Consider the following 14,386-nt stretch of genomic DNA (forward strand, 5'->3'; position numbering starts at 1 on the left):
CGAAAGGTTCAAGCAGGCTGCAACTGGCCTTCCTGCGGCTTGCGGACCGGCGGGAAGGCCAACGCCATCGCCGCGGCGGCAAGCCCGACGGCGGCCGAGGCCACGTAAAGCCAGTGGTAGCTGCCGAAGGTATCGTAGAGCCAGCCGCCGCCGACAGGTCCGAACGCCATGCCGATGGCCGACGTCATGGTGGCAGCGCCCAGCACCGTCCCCATCACCTTGGGACCGAAATAATCGCGGGCGAGGACCGCATAGAGCGGCATCACACCACCATAGGCCATGCCGAGCACGACCGCGAGCATGTAGAACTCGGTGAGTTGCGTGACGTAGATGTAGGTGTAAATGCCGACGGACTGCATCACCAGGCCTGCGATCAGCACCCGCTTGACGCCCAGCCGATCAGCCAGCACGCCGAAGATCAGCCGACCGAAAAGGCCCGCCACACCCTCCACGCTATAGATGCTGGCCGCGGCCAGGGCCGAGGCGCCGCAAATCATGGCATAGCTGACGGTGTGGAAGATCGGCCCCGAATGCGCTGCGCAGCAGAAAAAGAAGGTCGCAGCGAGAACGATGAACTGCGGCGTTTTCAGCGCCGCGCCAGCGCCCGAGGGCTGTGGCTCACGCGGAGCGACATCGCTGCCTTCGGAGGGCGAGGCCGCAAGAGCCTCCGGAGCGCGGCGGATGAGGATACCGGCGGGAACGAGGATCACCGTGGCGGTGATCGCGGTCATCGCCATGGCGCTGCGCCAGCCAAAGGTTGCGATGAGGATGGTGGCGAGTGGTGTGACGACCATCGGTGCGACGCCCGCGCCGATGGAGACCAGGGAGACCGCAAGACTGCGGTGCTTGTCGAACCAGCCGACGGTGGTCGCCATCAGCGGGGCGAAGAACGCTCCACCCGAGGCGCCGACGAGCCCGCCATAGGCGGCTTGGAAGACGAGCAGGTTGCTGGTCGAGCTGGCGATGTAAAGACCGATGCCGAGGATCACCGCGGCGATCATCACCACCGGCCGCGCCCCGATCCGGTCGGTCAGCATCCCCCAGCCGAAGCCAGCAATGCCCATGACCACGAACCCGACCGTCATCGCTCCGGAAATCCCGGCCCGCGTCCAGCCGGTCTCCTCGGCGATGGGTTGCAGATAGACGGGCAGGGCGAACATCGCCCCCATCGCCACACAGGTGATCACCGCGCCCGCGGCCACGATCACCCACCCATAGTGTCGTTCCATTTTGAAGGTCCCTCCGGCTCTCTCTGCCCACTCGACGAATAGGCGGCGTTGGTTTCGACATCCGGCCGACGGTTTTTTCACATCGCCGCCTAAAACCACTTGCAAACAACAAGGAGTTTACCTAGATCGAAACTACTTGTAAAGTGCAAGTGGATCAGGAGTGACTCGTGGATCAGCGATCAGGATGCCCCATCAATCTCTCGGTCGAGGTGCTCGGCGACCGCTGGAGCCTCGTCGTGCTGCGCGACATCATTTTCGGCAACTTCCGCACCTATTCCGAAATCCATGGGAATTCGCTCGAAGGTATCGCCACCAATATCCTGGCGGCCCGCCTCAAGCACTTGACGCAAGAGGGTTTCCTCACCGCCGCGGCCGACCCCGGTCACAAGCAGCGCACCATCTATAGCCTCACCGACAAGGCCATCGCCCTGGTGCCGGCCCTTGCAGCCCTCGGCGCCTGGGGCGCCCGCTACCTGCCCGCCAGCCCCGACCTCGCGGCACGGGCCAATGCGCTCGATGCCGGGGGGCCGCAGATGTGGGCCGATCTCGTGGATGAACTCAGGCACCTGCACCTGGGTGCTCCGGCTCCGCGTCGGTCCGTGCTGGCAGAACTCAACGCAGCATATGGGCACGTGGTGGAAAGGGGCGGTTGACCCTCAGCCGAAATAGGCGCGGGCGGTCTTGAGGACGCTCTCATAGACCGACAGGTCGTCCCAGGGGAGAACCGGACCATCCGGCGGCCGGGCGATGGTGCCGCCACGCTCGACGATGGCGCCGTCGAGCATCAGATTATCGGCCATGGCGTGATCTTCCACCATCCAGCCGTCCGGCCCACGCACCATCCCGTCCTCACCCCTGGCGACCGCGCCAGCGTAGTAGTCTGTACTGAGGCGCACATCATAGGCGCGCGGATCATTGGTATAGGCGAAGGCTGCCTTGCCCAGCGCGCACATGAAGCCGATCTCGTAGGCCGTGCCGACATCCGTCGAGAGACCCCGGAACGGGGTCATGTTGGCGAGAATGAAGTCGGACGCGCGCATCGTCTGCTCGTTCGCCTTGCTGATGGCGACACCGAAGGCGAACTTCTCCGACGGATAGTCGCCGCCCCCGAACGTGTTCGCCTCGAATCCGTAACGGCGTGCCAATTCTCCCTTGCGGGCAATGATCTCTTTGCCGTTCGGGAAAAACACCTCCGGTCCAGCGATGTAAACCTTAAGCGCCATCAGGAGAGCTCCCCTACGCACTTCTGCAGGCCACAAATACCTTCGTTGGCCGGCAGGCCGTTCGGAATCGTGACGTTCTGCCAAGGGTCGGGGGGTAGGGTAACTTTGCTCATCTGGTCCTGCTTGAGTTCGATGTCGAAGAGATCGACCGTACCGTCCAACGATTCAAACGAGCTCGTCGCCTAAAGTGCAATGCCGCGCCGGCGAAAGCGAGGTTGCAGCGCGAGATAAAGCACAGCGCCTGCGAGGCAATAAGCGGCGTAAGCGAAGGCCTGGGCCGTCAGTTCGACACCGGTATCGATAAGGTAGCCAGCAATGCCGGGGCCGACGGCGGACGCGGCGACGAGGGCGGCGGTCGCCAGCGAGCGGACGGCACCGATATGGGCGGTGCCGTAGACCTCGACCCACAGAGCTCCGACGATGGGATTCATCATTCCCTGCGTCAAACCAAAGCAGATGAAGATCAACGGTATGCTCCACTGCGGCGAGAGCGTGCCGATCAGGAGGCAGGCGCCGGCGAGTGGCAACAGGACAACAGGCATCAGGCGCCAGGCACCGAACCGGTCGACGAGAAAGCCGGCAAAGACGGACGAGATTGCCACCGTGCCTGAGAGGAACGGAAAGAAGGCGGTAAAGAGCGTCAGGTCCCAGGCTTTTATCTCTGTCAGATGCGCCTGATGGAAGATGAACAGGGTACCGATCGCCGGCGGTGCCATGATGCCGGGGATGATTGCATAAAAGAGCGGATCGCGCAGAACCGCAGTCCTTGTCCACTTTTGGCCTGTGGGGCGCAGGGATGTCGGGGCGTCCGGGTTGACGGTGCCGGCTGCCCGTGCGCGCTTGCCATCCGGTGGATCGCGCAGCAGATACCAGATGACCGGAACCAGCACAGCGATAAGCATGCACGCCGTGCCGAGCCAAACGTTACGCCAGCCGAAGGCGGCGATGGAAAGGGTGATCGTGAAGGGCAGGGCGGCCTCGCCCACGGTGAACCCGAGCCCGGCAAAGGACAGCGCACGACCCCGGAAGCGGTTGAACCAGCGCGACATCGTGGTCATGGCGATATGGGCGAGCATGCCCTGGCCGAAAAAGCGCAGGGCGGCCAGGGCGATCACCAACAGGGCGATGTGCTGCAAGCCGGACATGACAAGGGCAGTAACCGCCAGCCCAGCAATCGAGCCGATGGCCAGGAGCCGAGCCTCGACCTTGTCGGCGAGGACACCAGCGAAAACCAGTGTGCAGGCGCTGGCCAGGGTCGCCAGGGTATAGAAGCCCCCGAAGGCACCGTGGCTAAGGCCGAAATCGGCGCGCAGCGAGGCATTGAACTGGGCGATGAAGTTGGTTTGGCCCGGCATTGTCGCCAGGGTCATGGTCGCGCCGCCCAGGATCCATTGGATTTGCCGGCCGGTGAGCTCGGATAGTGGAGGCGATTTCGGAGCGGGAGACTGCATGTATGTCCAGATGCGCACCTTCGGGATCGAAGGCGCGGAACGGCGAGAAATAAGATGATTTGGGGCACGGATAGGGGGTGCCAGGTAGAGAAGGCTTAGCGATAGAACCCGGCGGTCAGACCGTCAACCCGATCAACGGCGACCGATGAACAGGGTATTGGTGTCGTTGCGGATCCCGTCAAGCGATGGGAAAGCGACGGACTGCACGCCGACATCGGTGAAGACACTGCGGAATATCGAATGAAATGGCTCGGAAGGCGGATCGTTCGACCATAGCGCGAAGATTCCGCGAGGCTTGATGTGCTGCCTGAGTCTTTCGAGACCGGCCTGCTCGTAAAAGCGGGCGTTGTCCGGGTGCAGCAGATTGATTGGGGAATGGTCGATATCGACGAGAATGGCATCGAATTCCCGATGCGGTACCCTCGGATCGAAACCGGCGGCGCTTTCGCAGAGTGCAAAAAAGTCCCCGTGCACGAGATTACAGCGTGGGTCGGACGTTAGCTGCCGGCCCAGAGGCAGCAAGCCTTCCCGATGCCATTCAATGACCTCGGTCAAGCCGTCGACGACAAGCAGCGAGGAGAGCCGTGGATGTTCGAGTGCGGCCTTGGCCGTATAGCCTAGCCCCATGCCGCCCACGACAACATCGAGCGGTCGATCCGGGCAGGCGGCAAGTCCCATGGTCGCCAGAGCTGTTTCGGCAACGGTGAAGCGGCTCGACATCAGATACTCATTGCCGAGAAGGACTTCATAGATGTCCTCGCCGCCGGTCAGACTGGCGCGGCGACGCAGACTCAAAGCGCCCAGTTCGGTGACCCGATAATCCAGTTCTTCGAAAAGCCGGCTCATCCTTCCGTTCTCGTCAGGGCGTCGAGGTGGTCGGCGCGGCCCGCGAACGCGGTGCCGAGCCCCAGGAGTTCGGATCGGGGCGCAATCGAGGGTGGAGCGCTCAGGGTCGGCCCTGTCACTGCTCTTCCGCCTCGTCCGTGGGTGGTATGGATAACAGGTCCTTCACCTGACGGGTGCTCGCCCAATATCCCGATATCGAAGCTGGTGTCGACCGCGGAGCGGATGCGGTCGCAGTGGGCGCCATCGACGTGCAGGATAGGTCGCCGTTCGGTCATGAGCTGTTCCTTTCAAGCTATCGCCCGCTTCGTTGCGCGCAACCGATGCAGAGCGTTGCTGCCGGATCGATCTCCAGGCGGCGTAGCGCAATGGGGTCGCCGCAATCCTGGCAGTACCCGAACTCGCCTTCCTCGATACGGCGCAGTGCCATTTGCAGGGCGACGCAGCGGGCGCCGCGCCGCTGATCCGACGCCTGGGCCAGCGCTTGACCTCGCATAGCGTCCATGCGCGACAATCGTCCGACGCTTTGCCAGTCAAGAGCGACAGGCGCCCTGTCGCTCACGGTGTCCCTGGAGAGGCGGTCAAGTTCCTCAAGCTCCGCGGCGATCACGCGGGCAAAGCTCTCCATCTGGTCCTTGCTCATCTCGTCAGACACGTTCAACGCCTCTCATGGTTCGGCTATCGGTACTCCGTCAGGTTTCGTCCTCGATCATCAAGCGCCGCGTGTCCCACCAAATAGCGATCGGTGCGGTTTACCGGAACAGCATGACCGGGATCAGGACGGAGCGGATCATCTCGGTCGTGGTCGATCCGATGATGAAACTACGAACCCGCGTATGACCATAGGCGCCCATGACGAGCAGGTCGATCTGGTCGGCTTCCGCATGCCGCGCGATGACGGCTTCCGGCTGTCCTTCCTCGATGCTGATGTCAACCTGATAGCCGGCCTTGCGCAGGATGTCGGCGGAAGCCTCGATCTTGCCGCGCGCATCGGACGTGTCCTTGCCCGCCATGATCATCTGACAGGGCAGGCCCGGGAACAGAGCGCCGGTCGCGATGTGGTCGATGGCCTTCATGACGCTGGGTCCGCCATCGTAGGCGATCAGAAAACGCCTGACTGGCTTGTATTTGCGGTTGGCAACCATCACAGGCTTCCGGGTGCTGCGGACCACCCGCTCGAGGTTCGACCCCAAATGCATCTTGGCGAAGTCTGCGGCTTCGCCGCGCTTGCCGATCAGGACCAGATCGGCATCTGCCTCCAGTTCCTGAACCGCCTCGATGATGTCGCCGTTGCGCAATTTGGCATGGACGTCGGCAACACCGGCCGCAAGCAGGCGGGAGACACCGGCGTCGACAATCAGCCGGCCGCGCTGCTGGGCGAGTTTGGCCCGTTGCTGATCGTGCGCGGCCAGTTCTTCCAGAAGGTGCTGCTGGGCATCGGCCTCCAGATTTCCGCTGAAGCTGACGGGCACGCTGGTGGTCTCTCGGCGTCCGATGACATGAACGACGTCGACGGAGGCCCCGATCGTATTTGCAACCCAGGCGGCGTGATCGAGAACGCTCTCTGAATAGATGGAACCATCGACGAATGCGATCAGCTTTGGCATGGTCTCCTCCTCGTTCCTAATGACCCATGAGGCGTTCGAGCGCCCCGGGCTTGTCGTGAATGGCCAGCCTGTCGACGATGGTTTCGCTGGCTTCGTTCATGCCGACGACATGGACTTCGGCTCCCTCGCGCCGGAACTTCAGGATGATCATGTCGAGTGCCTGCACGCTCGAAATATCCCAGATATGCGCGTGGGTGACGTCGATAGTGACCCTTTCGAGCGCTTCCCTGAAGTCAAAGGCGGAGGTGAAGTCTTCGGTCGAGGCAAAGAAAATCTGGCCTTCGACCTTGTATGTCCGTTCGCGCCCATCCTGCGAGAGCGTCGAGGTGATGCGGAAGATCTGCGAAATCTTCCAGGCAAAGAAGATGCCCGAGAGCAGCACGCCTACCAATACGCCGATGGCAAGGTTGTGCGTGTAAACGACGGTTGCAACCGTCGCGAGCATGACGATCGAAGAGCTTCGCGGATGGGTGGCAAGGTTCCGGATGGACGCCCAAGAGAACGTACCGACGGAAACCATGATCATGATGGCGACGAGTGCCGCCATGGGAATGACGCGAACGAGATCGCCGAGCACGAGGATCAGGAACAGCAGGAATGCCCCGGCAAGGAAGGTCGAGAGTCGCCCGCGGCCTCCGGATTTCACATTGATGATCGACTGGCCGATCATTGCGCAGCCGGCCATGCCGCCGATGAAGCCGGTAGCGGTATTGGCGATGCCCTGGCCGATGCATTCCTGGTTCTTGTCGCTCTTTGTGTCGGTCAGGTCGTCGACAATCGTCGCGGTCATCAGGGATTCGAGAAGCCCCACCACGGCCACGGCGGCCGAATAGGGCAGGATAATCATTAGCGTCTCGAAACTGAGCGGTATCTGCGGAATGAGGAACACAGGCAACGTCGAGGGCAATTCGCCCATATCACCGACCGTACGCAGATCGAAGTTGAAGACCATCGAGAGCGTGGTCAGCACCACAATGCACACCAGCGGCGAGGGCACGGCCTTGGTCAGGCGCGGGAAGAGGTAGATGATGGCGAGCCCGCCGGCTACCATCACGTAGGTCAGCCAGGTAACGTTGATGAGTTCGGGCAGTTGCGCCATGAAGATGAGGATGGCCAGCGCATTGACGAAGCCGGTCATCACCGACTTCGACACGAACCGCATGACATAACCGAGCTTCAGGAGACCCGCGCCGATCTGAAGCAATCCCGCAAGGACCGTCGCGGCCAGCAGATAGTTGAGCCCATGGTCCCTGACGAGCGTGACCATGAGCACGGCCGTGGCCGCGGTCGCCGCCGAGATCATGCCGGGGCGGCCGCCGACAAAGGCGATAAGAACCGCGATCGAGAACGATGCATAAAGGCCAACCTTGGGATCGACGCCCGCGATGATCGAGAAAGCGATGGCTTCGGGAATGAGGGCGAGCGCGACGACGAGACCGGCGAGGATGTCTGCGCGAATGTTACCGAACCACTCGGATCGCATTCGGGACATGAACTCAATCATAGTATGATTTCCTCGGTTTGAAGGGATTGGAGGCGCTAACGACCGCTGCACCGACGCTCACGAGCATGCGCCACGTCATGCATGGCTCGACCATCCATCCGCAAACGAGATGACCTGTACGGCAATTCGCAAATGTCGGGGGCCCGTATCACCGCTTGGCAAATGGCCGTGCGGGACCGGGCAGGGCGGTTATAGGTTGCCGGGGGATAGGCGCCCGGAGAAGCCACTCGCCGAGCGAGTCCGTCGTGCCACGTTCTTGCCTTAAACGGGCAATGGCTGCAAGACATAGTCCGTTTGTGCAGATTGCATGGCTTTGATCTGTCGAGATGACGCTGGAGTGATTCCGCTCCCGCCTGGCCGCCAACGGTGAAGCGGAACTGCAGGTGAGTTGAGTACAGACGGATCGGAAATCGAAGGCGCTGTAAGCAAGCACACGGACCCGCAGGTCGAGGCGACAGTCTATCGCGCGCTGATTGCGCAGCTCAAGCCTGCCGTTCCGATTCAATCGGAACGCGAAATGCTCCAGGCGATGGATGGGCCCTCTGTGAGCTCTGTGGGTGAAATTCGAGGTAGACCACACCAGTTGTGTGCCGTATTGGGATTTCTGCCAATAGTGGTGATTGGCACTTGAGCACACAATAGGCGCCATGGAAGGCTCTAGCGGCGAGTCGGCCATTCGTAGGAAGAGGCGATGCAACAGGCACTTCAGCTGCTCGAGCGGCTGGGCTACCCGAGAGACGGGCTGGCGTGGGTCAAGCGTCAGCGTGCATGGGTGATCGTGATGTTGGCGATTGCAAGTTGGGCCGCCGTGGCACTGATCATAGGGGGGCTAGCAGGCTTGGCCGGCTGACGTGGTGCTCGCCTTCTTAGCCAAGAATGACGCGTGCAACGATTTGAAACGCAAAAAGCGCAGCAAAGACAAGAAGCCAGCCCGCGACCGCGAAACCCACGATCGTCCAGCCACGACCAGAAGCCGCGCGATCCTTGTCTGCTGAACCGTGATATTCCTGAAGCATAGCGTACCCCTAACTCCCGAACCGTTAATCGGTTCTAAAGTTGAGCTCAGAACTCCAACGGGTGCGTCGGTGTTCTGTTCCCATAGGGCTGTCGTGTGGGACTATCCATCGGCTCCGTCAGTAGCCGTTCCCGGTTATGAATTCCGCTTTGAGCGTGCGGAAAATGATGACGATGTCCAGCCAGAGCGAAAAATTCTGAACATAGGCAATATCATGGTCGATACGAGCCTTTGACCGGATCCGGTCGATGGTGGGACCACGATATCCGTTGGCTTGCGCCCAGCCCGTCAAACCAGGGCGCATCATATGGCGCATGTCGTAGTATGGGACGAGTTCGCGGTAGGCAAGGCCTGCAGCCTGCTGTCCTCCGACGTGCGGTCTGGGTCCGACGATAGACATATCACCCTTCACGACATTGAGGAGTTGGGGAAGCTCATCAATGCTGGTTCGGCGCAGAAAATTGCCGACCGGAGTCACGCGTGAATCGGCTTTTGTTGTTTGCCCGACGCCGGAAGGATCGCAGTCATCCACATACATGGTTCTGAATTTTAGAATAGAGAAGGTTTTCCCTAAAATGCCTTCCCGCTCCTGCTTAAACAGTACTGGTCCAGAACTATTGATCTTGATAGCTGCCGCGACGATCAGCAGAAGTGGAGCTAAAAACGCTAATATTGCTAACGACAATAGAATATCCATAAATCGCTTGGCCGATAGCTGAATATTGCGCTTTAGGTCCTGCGGCGGCTGCTCGGGGAGCTTTCCAAAGAAGTTCGCAGTCAGCCCGCTGCAATCCAAAGAAAAAATGGATCCTTGATATGTCGATTCGCTGGAAGCTATCGTTTTGACGTGGTTCGTTACGTCCGATTCACTCGGCAGAGAATAAGCGGCGCCATTACTCATCTCGTTTTCCCCAAAGCCTTCGTGTTTCATTTGGACGCGCCGCACTCGCCAAACTACTAACGTTGGTTAAGTTCTCTCTCTAATGTTATTAAATCATTGTTAAGCATTGCATGGCGCCAGTCATCAAGCAAGTGGCATCGCCGGGCACGCCGAGCGCGTAGAGGACGGTTGCACCATGCTGTTCAAGTTCGAGTGTTGCTTGCACCTTCCGCCATCCAGGTATCATCCCTACCCGGCGCGACTGAACACCAAACCAGGTCTTGGCAGGCGGCGAGATCGACGTATGAAAGTCGGATCCGGCAAACACCTAATGCTTTTCGATCAATGTCCTGCCGGCGATCGTCAGGAGATAGTTATCGCCGGCTCTGTCGACCCACCCCTTGGCCTGAAGGCTTCCCGCCAGCTCTGGCGGTGGCACATAGCCTGGTTGGTCACAGAGACGGCTTAACGCCGCAATCTCGCTCGGGTTTGCTCCTTCCAACACGGCATCACGCAACTGCATTGGTCCCCTCTCCCTCTAGGCAGGATTGACAATGCGGCAGGTGCCCGCGAGTTCCAATCTTAATCTTAAGAAATGCTTAAGGCATCGGGCCCGTGTGGCAGAGTGCAGGAGGGGCGTCCCCACCTTTTTGGGTGGGGACGCAAAACATCGCTGGACCCAACCGCCACGAATCAAGTCTTAGTAGTTCAAGCGGGGTTCGTTTTGGGGGGAACAGTAATGCCGCGTCTTTACGTGGTCGTCCCACTGGCTATTCTGTCCTGGATTCTAGTAATTGGAATGGGTTGGCTAATGGCGGACCTCAGCCTTTCGATGTCATTCCTTCGCTAGAAAAGCCCTAGCGCATGTGGACCGCGCAGCTGGGAGCGGCGCCCCATGGGAGCTTTTTTGTGTGCCAATGGCGGAAGAATGCGCCTTCAAGGGCCGTCTGCCAGTTGAACCGCGACTTGCCCTTCGCCAACTGAAGCGACCTTCGAACTGGTCTGCGATGCCTGAGACTCACGGCTCTCAAGCCGTGCCGAGAGTTGGCCGCGGGTGTGCCTGCCCGGCACCAGCACGCCGGCGAAGAGTGAACCCGCAAAGGCCATGGCTGCAAAAGTCCATGCGGCGCCGGCAAAGCCGGCAACGAAGTCGCCTGGGCTCGCATGGTCACCAACAAGTGCAAACGTCGTCGTGCCCAGCGCGATGCCCGCCGCGCCGCCGAGAAACTGAAACACGCCATAGGCGCCCGTCGCCTTGCCCATCTGTTCGGCGCTGACCGAACCCATCACCGCGCTCTGGTTTGCTGGGTTGGCCATGGATGCGCCGACACCGGCCAGGACCAGCGGCAATGCCAAGGCGGCGAAGCTCATGTCCGATGAGGCGGTGAGTGCGATGATGGCGAGGCCGCCGCCCTCGAACAGCAGGCCCAGCGAGATCAGCGGCCGCTCGCCGACCTTTCGGATCAGGTTGCCGACCAGTGGCGCGACGAAGAACAACGTTGCCGTCCATGGCAGAACGCGTAAGCCCGCCTCGAGCGGCGAGTAGCCCTGTCCGACCTGGAGGAACTGGGCGATGAAGAACAACGTGCCGTAAAGGGCTCCATAGTGCAAAAAAGCCGCGCCGAGGCCACCGGTGAAGGCGCCACGGGTAAAGAGCTCTGGCGGAAGCATCGGTTCGGCCGCCGAGCGCTGCCGGACGATAAACGCAGTGACGAGCACCACAGCGGCAGCAAAGCTCCACAGCACCTCGGTAGCGCCCCAGCCCAGCTCTGCCGTCCGCATCAAAGCCCAGGTCGTGCCGAAAGCTGCGCCAGCACCAGGAATATCGATCCGCGCATCGCCACCACGGTTTTCGCCGAGCTTGGCGACGGCGAGCGGGATCAGCACGAGGCCTATTGGCACGTTGATCCAGAAGATCCACGTCCAGTCGAGACTTTGCGCGATCGCGCCGCCGACAACAGGGCCACTGAGCACGGCAAGGCCGGTGATCGCACCGAACTTGCCCAGCGCCTTTCCGCGGATTTCCCGGGGTAGGCGGCACCGAGTATCGCCAAGCCCAGCGGCATGATCAATGCAGCGCCGGCGCTCTGTATCACCCGTGCTGCAATCAACATGCCGATGTCTTGAGACAGCGCGCAGCCGACTGAGGCCAGAAGAAAGATCGTCAGCCCCAGGACGAAGAAGCGCTTGCGCCCGAAGCGTTCGCCGAGCGCTGCGCCTATTGTGAGCAGAACGGCGAAGCTGAGATTGTAGCCGTTCACCGACCATTCGAGCTGGTGGAGTGTGGCCCCCAGGCTCGCCTGGATTTTGGTCAACGCCGTAGACATGACCATGGCGTCAAGCGCGACGATGAAGGAAGCGAGAGCAACGAGGGAAAGAACCCAGCCCCGTGCCCGTTCGCAGGAAATGTCGTTCATTGTGTCCTCGATTTGTCTGCACCGGACGGGGTGCGTTCGAAGACATGACGAAACGGAGACGACGAAAGATTCTCCGCGTCAGGAGAATTTTTTCGGCTTGGGCAATCGTCCTTGGCGATATCCAAGGAGAAAGCAATGTCCTTCACCGCCATTCGTTACCGCATCAAACCTGAACTACGGGATGAGAACCGCATCCGGATCGAAGCCGTGTTCGCCGAACTCACAAAGCAGGCGCCGGAAGACCTGCGCTACATGGCGCTGCAGCTCGAGGATGGCACCTTCATCCATATCGTCGACCGCGACTCTGCCGACGATCCGTTCGAGCACAATGCGGCGTTCAAAGCGTTCACAGTAGGCCTAAACGACCGCCAGGCCGAGCCGACGGTGCGCCAGGCCGAGCCGACGGTGCGCCAGCCCGCCCGGGTAGTTGGCCAGTATTGGATGCTTGCAGGTAACTAATCTGCCGGATCTATACGCGCGGCCGCGAGCACGTAACGCGCATGGCGGAAGTCGCGGATGGCCGCGACTTTCTCTTCCGCCCACTCTAGGAGCATGAATGAGGTCGGCGCGGCCTCGGCCGCGCGCGGATCGTGGACCAGGATGGCGGGGCGGCCTTCGACGAAACCGAGCGACAAAGACCAGTCCGCCATGTCGTCATACCGGGCGAAGTAGACCGAGACCCGAGACTTGCCGCGCAAGTGCAGGCGGTTGACCAGATCAAGCTGCACGTCCTCTGCGATCATCGCCCGGATGGCATCGAAGTCCCGAGCATTGAACCGGTCGATATAGTGCCGCAGGCGCCGTTCCTCGTACGGGCTCATCGTGGGTACCTGCGGCGGGCCGATGTTTTCGGCGATCCTGGCCAGACTGGCGCGACCGCGATGCAACGCCGCTTTGGTTCCCGCCAGGCTCGACTCGACCACCGAGCTGGCTTCGTCAAGGCTGAGGCCGAGCACATCGACCAGGATGCACGTGCTGCGCTGGAGCAGGGCAGGTGCATAAAGGTCCGCAAGGACTCTGCGGCGATCTGCCGGCTCTCTGCGCTCGACCGGCCATCCTCGACAAGGTCCATGTCGGCATCCTCCGCAACCAGCAGCCGTTCGCGGCGCCTCCGCCGCAAGTGATCGAGCGACGCATTGTGGCAGATGCGAAAGAGCCAGGGCTCGAGATCGTCGACGACCGTTGCCCGCTCTATGGCGGTGTAGGCCTTCAGCAAGGCTTCCTGCAGCACGTCCTCGCCGTCGATGACAGAGCCGGTCATGCCCGCGGCATAACGGTGCAGACGCGGCCGCAGTACTCTCACCCGCGCCTCGAACTCCGCGCTCGCATCAGTTGTCGTCTCTGCCATAGCCCGGACTCCATCTTCTCCATGATCCAGACGTTCAGCGCGCCGGGAGAGAGTGTCCGTCACCGAGATATCGCGTCTCGCACTCCGGTCAGGTGACGGAATAGCCTCCATCGACCACTAGGGTCGTGCCGACGACGAAAGCAGCGAGGGGCGAGCAGAGATAGAGTACCGCGTTGGCGACATCGTCGGGGGTTCCCCAGCGGTTGAGTGGCGTGCGTGCCAGAATGGCGTCCGACCGAGAAGCATCGTCGCGCAGCGCCTGGGTCAGCGGCGTGGCGATCCATCCCGGCGCGACAGCGTTGACGCGGATTCTCTCGGGTGCATAGGCGATGGCCAGGGACTTGGTGAGCTGGGATATGCCGCCTTTGCTCGCTGCATATCCCGGCACGAGGCCACCCCCGAAGATGGAAAGCATGGAGGCGGTATTGACGATGGCGCCGCTTCCGGAGGCCGCCAGCAGCGGCCGCGCCGCCACGCACATGCGCATGGTGCCGCTGAGGTTGACGTCGATGACCTGGTCGAAGACCTCGGGGTCGAGCTCGGCGCCGCGGCGGATGATGCCGGCGCAATTGACGAGCACATCGAGGCCAGCAAGCTCCCCAACCAGGGCGTCGACAGCCTGCTTGTCACGCACATCGAGCAGGGCAAGCTCAGCCGCGGCGAAAACCGGATCAGCTTGCAGGGCGGCGATCTCGCCCTCGGCAATGCCGGTCGCCGTAACCTCGGCGCCTGCCTGAAGGAACGCACGCGCCACTGCCGCTCCGATCCCGGACGTGCCGCCGGTCACCAGAACACGCTTGCCTGCAAAGGAGCCGGCTGGCCACCACGCCGCTTCGGCGGTTGAACTCATTTCGATAGTTCCGTGTAGT

General features: G+C 61.4%; 16 protein-coding genes, 2 pseudogenes and 1 other annotated feature. Of the genes and pseudogenes, 3 read left to right on the top strand and 15 right to left on the bottom strand.

Annotated features, from left to right (window positions below; genetic code table 11):
- Nucleotides 1-8 precede the first annotated feature (8 nt).
- Complete coding sequence (locus tag QQK18_RS18380) at nucleotides 9-1,229, bottom strand: MFS transporter (protein WP_284341822.1); 1,221 nt, start codon at nucleotides 1,227-1,229, stop codon at nucleotides 9-11.
- Between the two features lie 167 nt (nucleotides 1,230-1,396).
- On the opposite strand from QQK18_RS18380, the gene QQK18_RS18385 reads away from it, so the two are divergent.
- Nucleotides 1,397-1,882, top strand: a complete 486-nt coding sequence (locus QQK18_RS18385) for a winged helix-turn-helix transcriptional regulator (protein ID WP_284341823.1) — start codon at nucleotides 1,397-1,399, stop codon at nucleotides 1,880-1,882.
- A gap of 3 nt (nucleotides 1,883-1,885) precedes the next feature.
- On the opposite strand, the gene QQK18_RS18390 is transcribed toward QQK18_RS18385, so the two are convergent.
- From QQK18_RS18390 to QQK18_RS18420, 7 genes are all read right to left on the bottom strand, one after another.
- Nucleotides 1,886-2,452 carry a nucleoside 2-deoxyribosyltransferase gene (locus QQK18_RS18390; protein WP_284341824.1) on the bottom strand — a complete coding sequence of 189 codons (567 nt, stop codon included), beginning with the start codon at nucleotides 2,450-2,452 and terminating at the stop codon, nucleotides 1,886-1,888.
- Between the two features lie 182 nt (nucleotides 2,453-2,634).
- Nucleotides 2,635-3,822, bottom strand: a complete 1,188-nt coding sequence (locus QQK18_RS18395) for an MFS transporter (protein ID WP_284341825.1) — start codon at nucleotides 3,820-3,822, stop codon at nucleotides 2,635-2,637.
- Nucleotides 3,823-4,035: 213 nt separating this feature from the next.
- Nucleotides 4,036-4,749 (bottom strand): polyamine aminopropyltransferase, encoded by a 714-nt coding sequence (locus QQK18_RS18400; protein WP_284341826.1) that lies wholly within the window; start codon nucleotides 4,747-4,749, stop codon nucleotides 4,036-4,038.
- Nucleotides 4,746-5,024, bottom strand: coding sequence for a hypothetical protein (locus QQK18_RS18405; protein ID WP_284341827.1), 279 nt, complete (start codon nucleotides 5,022-5,024; stop codon nucleotides 4,746-4,748). Before QQK18_RS18405 ends, QQK18_RS18400 begins: the two co-directional genes overlap by 4 nt.
- Before the next feature lie 17 nt (nucleotides 5,025-5,041).
- Nucleotides 5,042-5,401 carry a TraR/DksA family transcriptional regulator gene (locus QQK18_RS18410; RefSeq protein WP_284341828.1) on the bottom strand — a complete coding sequence of 120 codons (360 nt, stop codon included), beginning with the start codon at nucleotides 5,399-5,401 and terminating at the stop codon, nucleotides 5,042-5,044.
- 97 nt (nucleotides 5,402-5,498) lie between these two features.
- Nucleotides 5,499-6,353 carry a universal stress protein gene (locus QQK18_RS18415; protein ID WP_284341829.1) on the bottom strand — a complete coding sequence of 285 codons (855 nt, stop codon included), beginning with the start codon at nucleotides 6,351-6,353 and terminating at the stop codon, nucleotides 5,499-5,501.
- Nucleotides 6,354-6,369: 16 nt separating this feature from the next.
- Entirely contained in the window at nucleotides 6,370-7,857 is a 1,488-nt protein-coding gene (locus QQK18_RS18420; RefSeq protein ID WP_284341830.1) for a SulP family inorganic anion transporter, read from the bottom strand.
- 193 nt (nucleotides 7,858-8,050) lie between these two features.
- Nucleotides 8,051-8,102: a sequence feature (sul1 is cis-regulatory element that is thought to sense ions involved in sulfur or methionine metabolism; They are found in Alphaproteobacteria), on the bottom strand.
- A 446-nt stretch (nucleotides 8,103-8,548) separates the two neighbouring features.
- Here QQK18_RS18420 and QQK18_RS18425 point away from each other — a divergent pair.
- Nucleotides 8,549-8,707, top strand: a complete 159-nt coding sequence (locus QQK18_RS18425; protein WP_284341831.1) for a hypothetical protein — start codon at nucleotides 8,549-8,551, stop codon at nucleotides 8,705-8,707.
- A gap of 16 nt (nucleotides 8,708-8,723) precedes the next feature.
- On the opposite strand, the gene QQK18_RS18430 is transcribed toward QQK18_RS18425, so the two are convergent.
- The 4 genes and pseudogenes from QQK18_RS18430 to QQK18_RS18445 form a co-directional block, all read right to left on the bottom strand.
- Nucleotides 8,724-8,873 carry a hypothetical protein gene (locus tag QQK18_RS18430; protein WP_284341832.1) on the bottom strand — a complete coding sequence of 50 codons (150 nt, stop codon included), beginning with the start codon at nucleotides 8,871-8,873 and terminating at the stop codon, nucleotides 8,724-8,726.
- A 117-nt stretch (nucleotides 8,874-8,990) separates the two neighbouring features.
- Nucleotides 8,991-9,803 carry a sugar transferase gene (locus QQK18_RS18435; RefSeq protein WP_284341833.1) on the bottom strand — a complete coding sequence of 271 codons (813 nt, stop codon included), beginning with the start codon at nucleotides 9,801-9,803 and terminating at the stop codon, nucleotides 8,991-8,993.
- A 277-nt stretch (nucleotides 9,804-10,080) separates the two neighbouring features.
- Complete coding sequence (locus QQK18_RS18440) at nucleotides 10,081-10,275, bottom strand: hypothetical protein (RefSeq protein ID WP_284341834.1); 195 nt, start codon at nucleotides 10,273-10,275, stop codon at nucleotides 10,081-10,083.
- Between the two features lie 413 nt (nucleotides 10,276-10,688).
- Nucleotides 10,689-12,169, bottom strand: a pseudogene (locus QQK18_RS18445) (MFS transporter).
- Between the two features lie 135 nt (nucleotides 12,170-12,304).
- On the opposite strand from QQK18_RS18445, the gene QQK18_RS18455 reads away from it, so the two are divergent.
- Entirely contained in the window at nucleotides 12,305-12,628 is a 324-nt protein-coding gene (locus tag QQK18_RS18455; RefSeq protein WP_284341837.1) for a hypothetical protein, read from the top strand.
- Here QQK18_RS18455 and QQK18_RS27445 read toward each other — a convergent pair.
- The 3 genes and pseudogenes from QQK18_RS27445 to QQK18_RS18465 form a co-directional block, all read right to left on the bottom strand.
- A complete protein-coding gene (locus tag QQK18_RS27445) occupies nucleotides 12,625-13,125 on the bottom strand; it encodes a sigma-70 family RNA polymerase sigma factor family protein (RefSeq protein ID WP_348523243.1) in 501 nt (166 codons plus the stop codon). The two genes, QQK18_RS18455 and QQK18_RS27445, sit on opposite strands and share 4 nt — an antisense overlap.
- 206 nt (nucleotides 13,126-13,331) lie before the next feature.
- Nucleotides 13,332-13,628 (bottom strand): annotated as a pseudogene (locus tag QQK18_RS27450) (sigma factor); the annotation flags it as partial.
- The gene (locus QQK18_RS18465) at nucleotides 13,606-14,367 is read right to left on the bottom strand and encodes an SDR family NAD(P)-dependent oxidoreductase (RefSeq protein ID WP_284341838.1); all 762 of its coding nucleotides are present in this window, start codon (nucleotides 14,365-14,367) and stop codon (nucleotides 13,606-13,608) included. The pseudogene QQK18_RS27450 and the gene QQK18_RS18465, both read right to left, overlap by 23 nt.
- Nucleotides 14,368-14,386: the final 19 nt, after the last annotated feature.

The sequence above is a fragment of the Devosia nitrariae genome (assembly GCF_030160115.1).
Classification (GTDB): Bacteria; Pseudomonadota; Alphaproteobacteria; order Rhizobiales; family Devosiaceae; genus Devosia; species Devosia nitrariae.

Bases quoted from the DNA above. Each gene is read 5' to 3' on its own strand.
- QQK18_RS18430 (WP_284341832.1), bottom strand. From the start codon at position 8,873: ATGCTTCAGGAATATCACGGTTCAGCAGACAAGGATCGCGCGGCTTCT.
- QQK18_RS18395 (WP_284341825.1), bottom strand. From the start codon at position 3,822: ATGACCCTGGCGACAATGCCGGGCCAAACCAACTTCATCGCCCAGTTC.
- QQK18_RS18465 (WP_284341838.1), bottom strand. From the start codon at position 14,367: ATGAGTTCAACCGCCGAAGCGGCGTGGTGGCCAGCCGGCTCCTTTGCA.
- QQK18_RS18415 (WP_284341829.1), bottom strand. From the start codon at position 6,353: ATGCCAAAGCTGATCGCATTCGTCGATGGTTCCATCTATTCAGAGAGC.
- QQK18_RS18420 (WP_284341830.1), bottom strand. From the start codon at position 7,857: ATGATTGAGTTCATGTCCCGAATGCGATCCGAGTGGTTCGGTAACATT.
- QQK18_RS18440 (WP_284341834.1), bottom strand. From the start codon at position 10,275: ATGCAGTTGCGTGATGCCGTGTTGGAAGGAGCAAACCCGAGCGAGATT.
- QQK18_RS18455 (WP_284341837.1), top strand. From the start codon at position 12,305: ATGTCCTTCACCGCCATTCGTTACCGCATCAAACCTGAACTACGGGAT.
- QQK18_RS18405 (WP_284341827.1), bottom strand. From the start codon at position 5,024: ATGACCGAACGGCGACCTATCCTGCACGTCGATGGCGCCCACTGCGAC.
- QQK18_RS18390 (WP_284341824.1), bottom strand. From the start codon at position 2,452: ATGGCGCTTAAGGTTTACATCGCTGGACCGGAGGTGTTTTTCCCGAAC.
- QQK18_RS18380 (WP_284341822.1), bottom strand. From the start codon at position 1,229: ATGGAACGACACTATGGGTGGGTGATCGTGGCCGCGGGCGCGGTGATC.
- QQK18_RS18400 (WP_284341826.1), bottom strand. From the start codon at position 4,749: ATGAGCCGGCTTTTCGAAGAACTGGATTATCGGGTCACCGAACTGGGC.
- QQK18_RS18425 (WP_284341831.1), top strand. From the start codon at position 8,549: ATGCAACAGGCACTTCAGCTGCTCGAGCGGCTGGGCTACCCGAGAGAC.
- QQK18_RS18435 (WP_284341833.1), bottom strand. From the start codon at position 9,803: ATGAAACACGAAGGCTTTGGGGAAAACGAGATGAGTAATGGCGCCGCT.